The organism is Corynebacterium senegalense (assembly GCF_900411315.1).
GTDB classification, from domain to species: Bacteria; Actinomycetota; Actinomycetes; order Mycobacteriales; family Mycobacteriaceae; genus Corynebacterium; species Corynebacterium senegalense.
This window is the reverse complement of sequence record NZ_LS990887.1, coordinates 955,909-968,603: the sequence shown is the minus strand read 5'-3', so window position 1 is coordinate 968,603 and position 12,695 is coordinate 955,909. Positions and strand designations below refer to the sequence as shown.

9 protein-coding genes are annotated in these 12,695 nt (G+C 69.4%); 8 read left to right on the top strand and 1 reads right to left on the bottom strand.

The genetic code is table 11. From position 1 onward, the window contains the following. Positions 1–48 precede the first annotated feature (48 nt). The 4 genes from upp to DYZ02_RS04665 all read left to right on the top strand — a co-directional run bounded on the left by upp (position 49) and on the right by DYZ02_RS04665 (position 3,952). Positions 49–684, top strand: coding sequence for a uracil phosphoribosyltransferase (upp, locus tag DYZ02_RS04680; RefSeq protein WP_115685205.1), 636 nt, complete (start codon positions 49–51; stop codon positions 682–684). 48 nt (positions 685–732) lie between these two features. Continuing rightward, the gene (locus DYZ02_RS04675; RefSeq protein ID WP_115685204.1) at positions 733–1,164 is read left to right on the top strand and encodes a helix-turn-helix domain-containing protein; all 432 of its coding nucleotides are present in this window, start codon (positions 733–735) and stop codon (positions 1,162–1,164) included. A gap of 63 nt (positions 1,165–1,227) precedes the next feature. Further along, positions 1,228–2,427, top strand: a complete 1,200-nt coding sequence (locus DYZ02_RS04670) for an amidohydrolase (RefSeq protein WP_115685203.1) — start codon at positions 1,228–1,230, stop codon at positions 2,425–2,427. Positions 2,428–2,545: 118 nt separating this feature from the next. Next, positions 2,546–3,952, top strand: a complete 1,407-nt coding sequence (locus DYZ02_RS04665) for an NAD(P)H-quinone dehydrogenase (protein WP_115685202.1) — start codon at positions 2,546–2,548, stop codon at positions 3,950–3,952. A gap of 19 nt (positions 3,953–3,971) precedes the next feature. Here the strand turns inward: DYZ02_RS04665 and DYZ02_RS04660 are convergent, their stop codons facing one another. Further along, positions 3,972–5,264 carry a helix-turn-helix domain-containing protein gene (locus DYZ02_RS04660; RefSeq protein ID WP_115685201.1) on the bottom strand — a complete coding sequence of 431 codons (1,293 nt, stop codon included), beginning with the start codon at positions 5,262–5,264 and terminating at the stop codon, positions 3,972–3,974. Positions 5,265–5,433: 169 nt separating this feature from the next. On the opposite strand from DYZ02_RS04660, the gene prpD reads away from it, so the two are divergent. From prpD to DYZ02_RS04640, 4 genes are all read left to right on the top strand, one after another. Further along, entirely contained in the window at positions 5,434–6,945 is a 1,512-nt protein-coding gene (prpD, locus tag DYZ02_RS04655; RefSeq protein WP_115685200.1) for a 2-methylcitrate dehydratase PrpD, read from the top strand. Further along, positions 6,945–7,868, top strand: a complete 924-nt coding sequence (gene prpB / locus DYZ02_RS04650) for a methylisocitrate lyase (protein WP_115685199.1) — start codon at positions 6,945–6,947, stop codon at positions 7,866–7,868. Before prpD ends, prpB begins: the two co-directional genes overlap by 1 nt. Before the next feature lie 16 nt (positions 7,869–7,884). Beyond that, on the top strand, positions 7,885–9,036 hold the full coding sequence (locus DYZ02_RS04645; protein WP_115685198.1) for a bifunctional 2-methylcitrate synthase/citrate synthase: 1,152 nt from the start codon (positions 7,885–7,887) through the stop codon (positions 9,034–9,036). A gap of 178 nt (positions 9,037–9,214) precedes the next feature. Further along, complete coding sequence (locus tag DYZ02_RS04640; RefSeq protein WP_115685197.1) at positions 9,215–12,637, top strand: pyruvate carboxylase; 3,423 nt, start codon at positions 9,215–9,217, stop codon at positions 12,635–12,637. Positions 12,638–12,695: the final 58 nt, after the last annotated feature.

Sequence of the window (12,695 nt, the reverse complement as noted above, 5' to 3'; positions counted from 1 at the left end):
CGCCGAACGGTTCCCTCCGGCGGCGAATCGGCCGTTAGCATGTGGGGCATGGACATTACCGTCGTCAAGCACCCCCTCGCCGCCGCCCGGCTGACCCTCATGCGCGACGCGCGCAGCGACAACGCCGCCTTCCGTGCCGCCCTCGCCGACCTCGGCGCGATGCTCATCTACGAGGCCTCCCGCGACCTCGAGGTGGAGAACTTCGAGTGCGTCACCCCCGTCGCCACGACCGAGGGGCAGCGCCTCGCCCAGCCGCCGATCATCGTCCCCGTCATCCGCGCCGGCCTGGGGATGATCGACCCCGCGCTGTCCATGATCCCCGACGCCCAGGTCGGGTTCATCGGGCTCGCCCGCGACGAAAAGACCCACGAGCCGGTGCCCTACCTCGAGGCGCTGCCGGAGGACCTGGCGGGCCAGCCCGTCTTCCTCGTCGACCCGATGCTCGCCACGGGCGGCTCGCTCGTCCACGCCATCCGCCTCCTCCAGGAGCGCGGGGCGGACAACATCACCTGCATCTGCATGGTCTCGGCGCGGCCGGGCGTCGCCAAGCTCGAGGCCCTGGGGGCGCCGATCCGGCTGGTCACAGCCGCCATCGACCCCGAGCTCAACGAGGACGCCTACATCGTCCCGGGGCTCGGCGACGCCGGCGACCGGCTGTACGGCCCGCGCAACATCAACCTGTAGTAGCCTGAGCTCACCAACGGGGGACATTCAGCGGGGGGCTGAGAACTCATGGCAGACGTGTTGCCGAAATCGTACTGGGCAAGCTACGGCTACGCCCTCTCCGCGCGGCTCAAGGTGCTGCGCGCCATGCGAGGGCTGACGCAGCGCCGCCTGTCCGAGCTGTCCGGGGTCTCGCGCAGCCTCATCTCCAACCTGGAGCGCAACCACTACAACTGCGCCCGCAGCGCCGACCCGACGCTGTCCACCCTCTACCGCCTGGCGCACGCCCTGCACGTCCCGCCCGCGGCGCTGCTGCCCGGCGTGGACGCGGCGGTGGGCAGCCGCTGCCAGGAAAGCGCCACGGCGCTGCCCAGCGTCAGGGTGGAATGGCCGCTGACCCCCGAGGACACCGCGCGCTTCGAGGAGTCCTACCTGCTGGCGGGCCCGGTGGAGGACGAGCCGCGGTTCGCGCTGATGCTGGGCGGCCGCGAGGGGCGATAACCGCAGGTTGCTAGACTCGCACAACAGGACACCGTCGCTTGAGGAGGATCGAGGAGGATCACCGTGCGCGTAGCCGCTGACGTCAGCGCCTGGCTGGAGAAGAACCATGACACCGTCATCGGATGGCGCCGCCACCTCCACGCGCACCCGGAGCTGTCCAACCAGGAGGTTGCGACTACTCAGTTCATCTCGGACGTCCTCACCGAGCACGGCCTGAGCCCCGTGCCCTTCCCGGGCACAGGCCTCTACGTCGACCTGGGCCCGGCGGAGGGCGACCGTCTTGCCTTCCGCGCCGACATCGACGCGCTCGGGGTCTCCGAGCTCACGGGCCTCGAGTTCGCCTCGGGCACCCCGGGGGTGTCGCACGCCTGCGGCCACGACGTCCACACCACCGTCATGCTCGCGCTGGCCTGCGCGCTGTCGGAGGTGGAGCTGAGCCACGGCATCCGCATCATCTTCCAGCCGGCGGAGGAGGTGATGGGCAGCGGGGCCGTCGACGTCATCGAGTGGGGCGGGCTGACCAACGTCGCCGCGATCTACGCGCTGCACGTCGAGCCGCGGCTGCGCGTCGGGCAGGTGGGGGTGCGCGCCGGGGCGATCACCTCGGCCGCCGACATCCTCAACATCGAGGTCACCGGCCCGGGCGGGCACACCTCCCGGCCGCAGATGACGGCGGACGTGGTCTACGCCCTCGGCTCGCTCATCACCCAGCTTCCCGCGCTTCTCTCGCGCCGGGTCGACCCCCGCACGGGCACCGTCATCGTGTTCGGCAACGTGGAGGCGGGCATCGCGGCGAACGCGATTCCCGAGCGCGGCCTGGTGCGAGGCACCGTGCGCACGGCGGACATCGGCACGTGGCGCAGCCTGGAGGCGCTGATCAGCGAGCTCGTCGAGCAGGTGGTCGCCCCCACAGGCTGCGGGTTCAACCTGCGCTACGAGCGCGGGGTGCCGCCAGTGCTTAACGACGACGTGGCCACCGCCCTGATCGTCGACGCCGGCCGGGCCATCGACCCGCACGGGGTCGTCTCCGCCCAGCAGTCCTCCGGCGGCGAGGACTTCTCCTGGTACCTCGAACACGTGCCCGGGGCGATGGTCCGCCTCGGCGCGTGGTCGGGCAAGGGCCGCAAGCAGGACCTGCACCAGGGTGACCTCAACGTCGACGAGCGCAGCATCGGCGTCGGGGTGCGCCTTTTCGCCTCCCTGGTAGACAAGTATTTTGCTGCAGTCGCCGGCGAGGGGGGCGGGCTGTACACTGGCAGCTGATTTTTGACTGTAGGGCTGTCAGCGTGTCTTAATTCGTCTGCAAGCAGTTCCCGTGCAAGCGAGTACTGAAGGGCCGCGAACCCCAGGGGGCGGCGTCGTGCGAAGGAGAAGAGCTTAGGTGTCAAAGAAGATCGTCATCATCGGTGGTGGCCCGGCCGGCTACGAGGCGGCGCTGGTTGGTTCGAAGTACGGTGCGGACATCACGTTGGTGGAGGATCACGCGGTCGGCGGCTCCGGCATCAACCTGGACGTTGTGCCCTCAAAGAGCTTCATCGCGGGCGCCAACATCAAGACCGACCTGCGCCGCGCCGACGACATGGGCCTGAACCACGGCCTGGGCGAGGCGCGCCTGCTTTTCACGGCGCTGAACAACCGCGTCGTCGCCCTGGCATCCGAGCAGTCCCGCGACATCCGCCTGCAGCTCGAGCGCGCCGGCGTGAAGATCGTGCGGGGCCGCGGGGCCTTCTCCACCGCGCAGACCGGGCACACCACCCACAGCGTGAAGGTGACCTACCCGAGCGGCGAGTTCGAGCGCCTCGACGCCGACATCGTGCTGGTGTGCACGGGCGCGAACCCGCGCGTGCTCAAGGGCGCGGAGCCCGACGGGGAGCGCATCCTCAACTGGCGCCAGGTCTACGACCTCATCGAGCAGCCGGAGCACCTCATCGTCGTCGGCTCGGGCGTGACGGGCGCGGAGATGGTCTCGGCGTTCGCCGAGCTGGGCATCAAGGTCACCATGGTCTCCTCGGGCAGCCGCATCCTGCCGCACGACGACGCCGACGCCGCCGACGTGCTCGAGGAGGTCCTCGCGGACCGCGGCGTGTCCCTGGTCAAGGACGCCTACGCCGACTCCGTGGTCAACACCGGCGACGGCGTCATCGTGCGCACCAAGGACGGCCGCGAGATCAAGGGCAGCCACGCCCTGATGTCGATCGGCTCCGTCCCCAACACCGCCGACCTGAACCTCGAGGGCGCCGGCGTGGCCACCACGCCCTCCGGGCACATCCACGTCGACCGCGTCTCGCGCACCAACGTGCCCGGCATCTATGCCGCCGGCGACTGCTCCGACCTCATGCCGCTGGCCTCCGTGGCGGCCATGCAGGGCCGCATCGCCATGCACCACTCCCTCGGCGAGGGCGTGGAGCCGCTGCGTCTGAAGACGGTGGGCAACGCCGTGTTCACCCGCCCGGAGATCGCGGCGGTGGGCGTGAGCGAGAGGCAGATCACCAACGGCGAGGTCGACGCCGACGTGATCAAGCTCGACCTGTCCACGAACCCGCGCGCCAAGATGCGCTCGCTCAAGCACGGCTTTGTCAAGATCTTCGCCCGCAAGGGCTCCGGCCAGGTCCTCGGCGGCGTCGTTGTCGCCCCCACGGCCTCCGAGCTGATCCTCTCCATCACCATCGCGGTGACCAACAACCTTACGGTGCAGCAGCTGGCCGAGTCGATGGCCGTCTACCCCTCGCTGTCGGGATCGATCACCGAGGCGGCACGCCGCCTCGTCACCACCACCGACCTGGACTAGGCGTTCCTGCTCGGCGCCCCTACTCGGCGCGGTACGCCGGGAAAGCCCGCTGCGGGCACCGGGTCCGTGGGCACGTCTCGCAGCCCGGCCCGATCGGCGTGGCGGAGGCGGGGGAGAGGTCCAGCCCGTCGGCGTAGACCAGCCGCCCGGCGTGGGAGATGTCGCACCCCAGCGCCACCGCGTTCTCCTGCCGGGGCGTGCCGAACCCGGCCGTCGGCCCCTGCACCATGCGCGCCACCCAGAGGTAGGCGCTGCCGTCGGGCATCACCGAGACCTGCCGCGTCACCCGGTTCGGGGTGTCGAAGGCGCGGTGCACCACCCACAGCGGGCACGTGCCGCCGGACACCGCGAAGGGGAAGGACGTGGTGGACTGGCGCTTCGAGATGTTGCCCGCCCGGTCGGTGCGGATGAAGAAGAAGGGCACCGCCCCCGCGCCGGGGCGCTGCAGGGTGCCCAGGCGCTGGCAGGTGGACTCGAAGCTGGTGCCGAAGCGCGCGGCGACGACCTCGATGTCGTAGCGCGTGGACTCCGCCGCCTCCAGGACCTCCGCGTACGGCATGGTGGCCGCGGCGGCGAAGTACTGGCACAGGCCGTGGCGGGCGACGGAGCGGGCGGAGGGGATCGGGCCGCTCTGCCGGGTTCCGGGGTGGGCGTCGAGGTGGGCGTCGATAAGCGGTGCCTGCGTGAGCGAGGCGTAGTGGTAGGCGAGCTCGAAGCACTGCTGGGCCTCGTTGAGCCCGGTGCGCAGGCGCACCTCGCGGTTGACCGGGTCGAGCACGGAGCGCGGGCCCTCGGAGGGCTGGTTGAAGCGCACCGCGTAGCCGAGCTCGCGGTCGAATACCGCGGCGAGGTGCGTCAGGCGCAGCTGCCGGGCGCGGGCCTTGCCGGCGAGCTCCTCGGCGTTGACGTCGAGGTCGTGGAAGTAGTTGCGGTTGTCCTGGAAGAAGTTGCGCACCGCCACGTAGGGGTTGCGCGCCGCGGCGCCGAGGGTGTCGGGGAGCGCGAGGATCGCGTCGGCGAGCGCGGGGTGGCGGGTCGCGACGTCGGTGAGGACATCGGCGGGGACCCGGGGGAGCAGGCCCGCCAGCTCGGAGACGGTGCGGCGCTCGTCGTCGCCGGAGAAGTAGGTCGGGTCGAGGTTGAACGTGCGCGAGAGCTGGACCAGCACCGACACCGTCAGGGGGCGCTGGTCGTTCTCGAGCTGGTTGAGGTAGCTGGTGGAGATGCCCATCTGGCGGGCCATGTCGACCTGGGTGAGGCCCTGCTGCTGGCGCAGCGTCCGGATTCTGCCCCCCGCGAAATGCTTGGCCACGTTCCCGACCCGTCCTCTCCTCCCGGTGAACTGTGCTTTTACAAGTTTCGCAGAAACGACAGTTTTCTACCGCATATTTTCACCCTTTTAAGAATGACCTGCACCACACTGGCGGCCCTACTATGAGGTGAACCATTGAGATTCTCTACGTGAGGAGCATGACCACCCGATGATCAACCACGAAGTACGCACCCACCGCTCCGCCGAGGACTTCCCCATCGAGGAGCACCTCGCCTACAAGGTGGCCAAGGTCGCCGCCGACCCGGTCGAGGTGCCGGAGGACACCAAGGAGATGATCATCAACCGGATCATCGACAACGCCTCCGTCGCCGTCGCCTCCTACGCCCGCCGCCCCGTCACCACCGCCCGCGTCATGGCCCAGGCCCACCCGGTCAACCAGGGCGGCTCCCAGATCTTCGGCGTCAACGGCGCCTACTCCGCCGAGTGGGTCGCCTTCGCCAACGGCACCGCCGTGCGCGAGCTCGACTTCCACGACACCTTCCTCGCCGCCGAGTACTCCCACCCGGGCGACAACATCCCGCCGATGATCGCCGTCGCCCAGCACAAGGGCCTCGACGGCAAGGCGCTCATCCGCGGCATCGCCACCGGCTACGAGATCCAGGTCAACCTGGTCAAGGGCATCTCCCTGCACGAGTTCAAGATCGACCACGTCGCCCACCTTGGCCCCTCAGTCGCAGCCGGCCTGGGAACCATGTTGAACCTCGACGTCGACACCATCTACCAGGCCGTCGGCCAGGCGCTGCACACCACCACCGCCACCCGCCAGTCCCGCAAGGGCCTGATCTCCTCCTGGAAGGCCTCCGCCCCCGCCTTCGCCGGCAAGATGGCCATCGAGGCCGTCGACCGCACCATGCGCGGCGAGGGCGCCCCCGCCCCGATCTGGGAGGGCGAGGACGGCGTCATCGCCTGGATGCTGCACTCCCCGGACCGCACCTACGTCGTGCCGCTTCCCGCCGACGGCGAGGCGAAGCGCGCGATCCTGGAAACCTACACCAAGGAGCACTCCGCCGAGTACCAGGCCCAGGCCCCGATCGACCTGGCCCGCCGCATGAAGCAGACCATCGCGGACGCCGGCAAGACCACCGCCGAGATCGAGTCGATCGTCCTGCACACCTCGCACCACACCCACTACGTCATCGGCACCGGGGCGAACGACCCGCAGAAGATGGACCCGAAGGCCTCGCGCGAGACCCTGGACCACTCCATCATGTACATGTTCGCCGTGGCCCTCGAGGACGGCACCTGGCACCACGTCGACTCCTACACCCCGGAGCGCGCCGGCCGCCCCGAGACCGTCGAGCTGTGGCACAAGATCTCCACCGTCGAGGACCCGGAGTGGACGCGCCGCTACCACTCCACCGACCCGGCCGAGAAGGCCTTCGGTGCCAAGGCCGTCATCACCTTCGCCGACGGCAGCGTCATCGAGGACGAGATGGCGGTCGCCGACGCCCACCCGCTCGGCGCGCGCCCCTTCGAGCGCGAGAACTACATCAACAAGTTCCGCACGCTTGCCGACGGCATCGTGGCGCCCGAGGAGCAGGACCGCTTCCTCGCCGCCGTGCAGGACCTGGAGAACCTGACCGACCTGAGCGAGCTCAACATCGTCATCACCGACGAGGCCGCCGCGCAGGCGCCGGAGATCCCCGGGGGCATCTTCTGATGTTCACCCCGGAGAAAACGCCGCACGAGCGTCGGCTGGCGCTGCGCGAGTCCCTGAACTCGCCGACCATCACGAAGCTGCCGGGCGCGTTCTCCCCGCTGGTCGCCCGCCTGATCGAGGACATCGGCGGCTTCGAGGGCGTCTACGTTTCGGGCGCGGTGGTGGCCAACGACCTCGGCCTGCCCGACATCGGCCTGACCACCCTGACCGAGGTAGCCAACCGCTCCCGGCAGATCGCGCGGGTGACCAACCTGCCGGTGCTCGTCGACGCCGACACCGGCTTCGGCGAGCCGATGAGCGCGGCGCGCACCGTCGCCGAGTTCGAGGCGGCCGGCCTCGCCGCGCTGCACCTGGAGGACCAGGTCAACCCGAAGCGCTGCGGGCACCTCGACGGCAAGGAGGTCGTCCCGCGCGACCTCATGGTCCGCCGCATCACGGCGGCGGTGCGCGAGCGCTCCGACGACGCCTTCGTCATCTGCGCCCGCACCGACGCCGCCGGCATCGAGGGCATCGAGCAGGCCATCGACCGCGCCAAGGCCTACGCCGACGCCGGGGCCGACCTGATCTTCACCGAGGCGCTGTACTCGGAGGAGGACTTCGCCCGCTTCCGCGAGGCCGTGGAGATCCCGCTGCTGGCCAACATGACGGAGTTCGGCAAGACCGTCCTCATCCCGGCGCAGCGCCTGGAGGAGCTCGGCTACAACGCCGTCATCTGGCCGGTCACCACCTTCCGCACCGCGATGGGGCAGACGGAGCAGATGCTGCGCGAGATCGCCCAGACCGGCACCCAGGAGGCGTGGCTGGACCGCATGCAGCACCGCTCGCGGCTCTACGAGCTCGTCCGCTACGACGAGTACAACCAGTTCGACCAGTCGGTGTTCACCTACTCCGTGGACACCTACAGCCAGACATTCGAGAAGTAGTAAAGGAGACCACGTCATGACCGAGCAAGAAGTGAGGAAGGGCCTGTACGGCGTTGTCGCCGACTACACCGCCGTGTCCAAGGTCAACCCGGAGACCAACTCCCTGCTGTACCGCGGCTACCCGGTGCAGGAGCTGGCCGAGAAAGTGTCCTTCGAGGAGGTCGCCCTGCTGCTGTGGAACGGCGAGCTGCCCAGCGACGCCGAGCTGCAGGACTTCTACGCCAAGGCCCGCGCCCGTCGCGGTCTGGACGAGGAGCTCATCGGCGTCATCGAGGCCATGCCCAAGGACTGCCACCCGATGGACGTGCTGCGCACCGCGGTGTCCTTCCTCAGCTCCCGCGACCCGCACAAGTTCACCCCGAACGCCGACCACATCCGCGACATCGCCCTGACGCTGCTGACCAAACTGCCGACCATCGTCGCGCTCGACATCCGCCGCCGCAGGGGAGAGGGCTACATCGAGCCGGACCCCAACAAGGGCTACGCGGAGAACTTCCTCTGGATGGTCTTCGGCGACGGCGAGGGCTCCCCGGCGACGATCCCCTCCGACATCGAGGCCTTCGAGAAGTCGATGATCCTCTACGCGGAGCACTCCTTCAACGCCTCGACGTTCACCGCTCGCGTGATCACCTCCACCAACTCGGACACCTGGTCCGCCGTCACCGGCGCGATCGGCGCGCTGAAGGGCCCGCTGCACGGCGGCGCCAACGAGTTCGTCATGCACAACTTCGTCGAGATCGGCGACGTGGACAAGACGGAGGAGTGGACCCTGAACAAGCTTAAGAACAAGGAGCTTGTGATGGGCTTCGGCCACCGCGTGTACAAGAAGGGCGACTCGCGCGTGCCGACCATGGAGGCGTGCTTCAAGAAGCTCGCCGGCGAGCACGAGGACAAGGGAGCGTCCAAGTGGGTCGAGATGTACGACATCATGGCCAAGACCATGTACGAGAACACCTCGATCAAGATCATGCCGAACCTGGATTTCCCGGCCGGCCCGGCCTACTACATCCTCGGCTTCGACATCGAGTTCTTCACCCCGCTGTTCGTCATGGCGCGCATCACCGGCTGGACCGCGCACATCATCGAGCAATACGAGAACCCGACGATCATCCGTCCCCTGGCCGCCTACAACGGCCCCGAGGAGCGCCACATCGAGGGCACCCGCTAAACCCTCCGGACCGGTGAAAGGCGCGACCGGCCTGGCCCATCGGCCCGGTCGGTTTTTCACCCCCGCGGCCCTCCCGCGGCGCCGGAGCCGGTGCCCGCATCCGTAGAATCGAGACGCCGACTGTGCCAGTTGGGCACCTTCGCGCGACCCGTGTTGCAAGCGAAAGGACTACCTCCCAGTGACCCCCTCAGCCACGTCACTTCCCTCCTTCCACAAGATCCTCGTTGCCAACCGCGGCGAGATCGCCGTCCGCGCCTTCCGTGCGGCCTTCGAGACGGGCGCGAAGACCGTCGCCGTCTACCCGCGCGAGGACCGCAACTCCTTCCACCGCCCCTTCGCCGACGAGGCCGTCCAGATCGGCGTGGAGGGCCAGCCGGTCCGCGCCTACCTGGACATCGACGAGATCATCGCCGCCGCCAAAAAGGCCGGGGCGGACGCGGTCTACCCGGGCTACGGCTTCCTCTCCGAGCGCGCCGAGCTCGCCCGCCGCTGCGCCGAGAACGGCATCACGTTCATCGGCCCCTCGGCCGAGACCCTCGACCTGACCGGCGACAAGGCCGCGGCGGTCCACGCCGCGGAGCGCGCCGGGCTGCCGGTGCTCAAGGACTCGGAGCCGTCTGCCGATCCGAAGCAGCTGGCGGAGTACGCCAAGGACTTCGAGTTCCCAGTCTTCGTCAAGGCGGTGGCCGGCGGTGGCGGGCGCGGGATGCGCTTCATTGAGCGCCAGGAGGACGTCGAGAAGCTTGCCGCGGAGGCCTCGCGCGAGGCGGAGGCCGCCTTCGGCGACCCGAACGTCTACGTCGAGCGCGCGGTGATCAACCCGCAGCACATCGAGGTGCAGATCCTCGCGGACTCGCACGGCAACGTCATGCACCTGTTCGAGCGCGACTGCTCTCTGCAGCGCCGCCACCAGAAGGTCGTGGAGATCGCGCCGGCGCAGCACATCACCGCCGAGCAGCGCGAGCGCATCTGCGCCGACGCGGTGCGCTTCTGCCGCGAGATCAACTACGAGGGCGCGGGCACCGTCGAGTTCCTGGTGGACGAGAAGGGCAACCACGTCTTCATCGAGATGAACCCGCGCGTGCAGGTGGAGCACACCGTGACCGAGGAGGTCACGGGCGTGGACATCGTGCGCTCCCAGATGTACATCGCGGCCGGTGCCTCGCTGGAGGACCTGGGCCTGAGCCAGGAGGCCGTCTCGCTCACGGGCGCGGCGCTGCAGTGCCGCATCACCACCGAGGACCCGGCGAACGGGTTCCGCCCCGACTCGGGCCTGATCACCGGCTACCGCTCCCCGGGCGGGGCAGGCGTGCGCCTCGACGGCTCGGTCGGCGTGGGCACCGAGATCACCCCGAACTTCGACTCCCTGCTGGTCAAGATGACCTGCCGCGGCAAGGACTTCCAGGTGGCGGTGGATCGCGCCCTGCGCGCGCTCAACGAGTTCACCGTGACGGGCGTGTCCACCAACATCGGCTTTTTGCGCGAGCTGCTCTCGGACCCCGACTTCCGCTACGAGCGCATCAACACGAACTTCATCGCGGAGCACCCGCACCTGCTGGAGGCCCCGGCGGCGGCGGACGACGCCGGCCGCATCCTCGACTACGTCGCCTCCGTGACGGTGAATAAGCCGAACGGCCCGCAGCCGACCACGATCCGCCCGTCGAAGAAGCTTCCCTCGCGCGAGGGGTACGGCGAGCTGCCGCGCGGCTCGCGCGACGACCTGCTCGAGCTCGGCCCCGCGAAGTGGGCGGAGAAGCTGCGCTCCCAGACGGCCCTCGGCGTCACCGAGACGACCTTCCGTGACGCCCACCAGTCGCTGCTGGCCACGCGCATCCGCACGAACACGCTCGTGGCGGCCGCGAAGCACGTGGGCCACCTGACCCCGCAGCTGACCTCGGTGGAGGCGTGGGGCGGCGCGACCTACGACGTCGGCATGCGCTTCCTCCACGAATCGCCGTGGATGCGCCTCGACGAGCTGCGCGAGGCGATGCCGAACGTGAACATCCAGATGCTGCTGCGCGGGCGCAACACCGTCGGTTACACGCCCTACCCGGACGCCGTGACGAAGGCGTTCGTCGGCGAGGCGGCCCGCTCCGGCATCGACATCTTCCGCATCTTCGACGCGCTCAACGACGTCTCCCAGATGCGCCCGGCCATCGACGCCGTCCTGGAGACGAACACCACCGTCGCCGAGGTGGCGATGGCCTACTCAGGCAACCTGCTCGACCCGGCCGAGGACCTGTACACGCTGGATTACTACCTCAGGCTGGCCGAGGAGATCGTGGGCACGGGTGCGCACGTGCTGGCCATCAAGGACATGGCGGGCCTCATGCGCCCGGCTGCGGCGGCGAAGCTGGTCGCGGCGCTGCGCGAGCGCTTCGACCTGCCGGTGCACGTGCACACCCACGACACTGCGGGCGGCCAGCTGGCCACCTACCTGGCGGCGGCGAACGCCGGCGCCGACGTGGTCGACGTGGCCTCCGCGCCGCTGGCGGGGACGACCTCGCAGCCCTCGATGTCGGCGCTGGTGGCGGCGTTCGCCGACACGGAGCGCGACACGGGGCTGTCGCTGCAGGCCGTGAGCGATCTCGAGCCCTACTGGGAGGCGGTGCGCCAGGTCTACGCCCCCTTCGAGTCCGGCATCCCGGGGCCGACGGGGCGCGTGTACAAGCACGAGATCCCCGGCGGGCAGCTGTCCAACCTGCGCACCCAGGCGAACGCGCTGGGGCTGGGCGACCGCTTCGAGCTGATTGAGGACTACTACGCGGCGGTCAACGAGATCCTGGGCCGCCCGACGAAGGTGACGCCCTCGTCCAAGGTGGTCGGCGACCTGGCGCTGCACCTGGTCGGGGCGGGGGTGGACCCGCACGAGTTCGCGGAAAACCCGCGCAAGTACGACATCCCGGAGTCTGTGATCGGCTTCCTGCAGGGCGAGCTGGGCACCCCGCCGGGAGGCTGGCCGCTGCTGCGCGACAAAGCGCTGAAGGACAGGACGGTCGTGGACCACACGGTGCAGGTGCCGGCCGAGCTGGAGGCGGAGCTGTCCAGCGGGGACCACAGGGTGCGCCGCGCCGCGCTGGACAAGCTGCTCTTCCCGAAGCAGTACGAGGAGTTCCTCGAGCACCGCCGCACCTACGGCATCACCGACCAGCTTTCCGACCGCGTCTTCTTCTACGGCCTGGTCGAGGGCGAGGAGAACCTGATCTACTACGGCGAGGTGGACGAGGAGAAGACCCCGCTGGTGGTGCGCCTCGAGGCGATCGGCGACCCGGACGAGAAGGGCATGCGCCAGGTCATCCTCACGGTCAACGGCCAGGTGCGGCCGCTGTTCGTGCGCGACGAGAGCGCCGAGTCGACCGTCGCCGAGGTGGAGAAGGCCGACCCCTCCAACCCGGGTCACGTCGCGGCCCCCTTCGCGGGTGTGGTCAACGTGACCGTCGCGGCGGGCGACGAGGTCAAGGAGGGCGACCAGGTCGCCACGATCGAGGCGATGAAGATGGAGGCCTCCATCTCGACGCCGAAGGACGGCACGGTCGAGCGCGTCGCGCTGACGCAGGCGACCAAGGTCGAGGGCGGGGACCTGGTGGTGGTCATCTCCTAGGCACCGCTTGACGACGCCCATCCCGCGCCCCGGACACGGAGCGCGGGATGCTTTTTTG

Excerpts from the sequence above, each read along its gene's own strand:
- upp (WP_115685205.1), top strand. The coding sequence starts at position 49 with ATGGACATTACCGTCGTCAAGCACCCCCTCGCCGCCGCCCGGCTGACC.
- DYZ02_RS04675 (WP_115685204.1), top strand. The coding sequence starts at position 733 with ATGGCAGACGTGTTGCCGAAATCGTACTGGGCAAGCTACGGCTACGCC.
- prpD (WP_115685200.1), top strand. The coding sequence starts at position 5,434 with ATGATCAACCACGAAGTACGCACCCACCGCTCCGCCGAGGACTTCCCC.
- prpB (WP_115685199.1), top strand. The coding sequence starts at position 6,945 with ATGTTCACCCCGGAGAAAACGCCGCACGAGCGTCGGCTGGCGCTGCGC.
- DYZ02_RS04645 (WP_115685198.1), top strand. The coding sequence starts at position 7,885 with ATGACCGAGCAAGAAGTGAGGAAGGGCCTGTACGGCGTTGTCGCCGAC.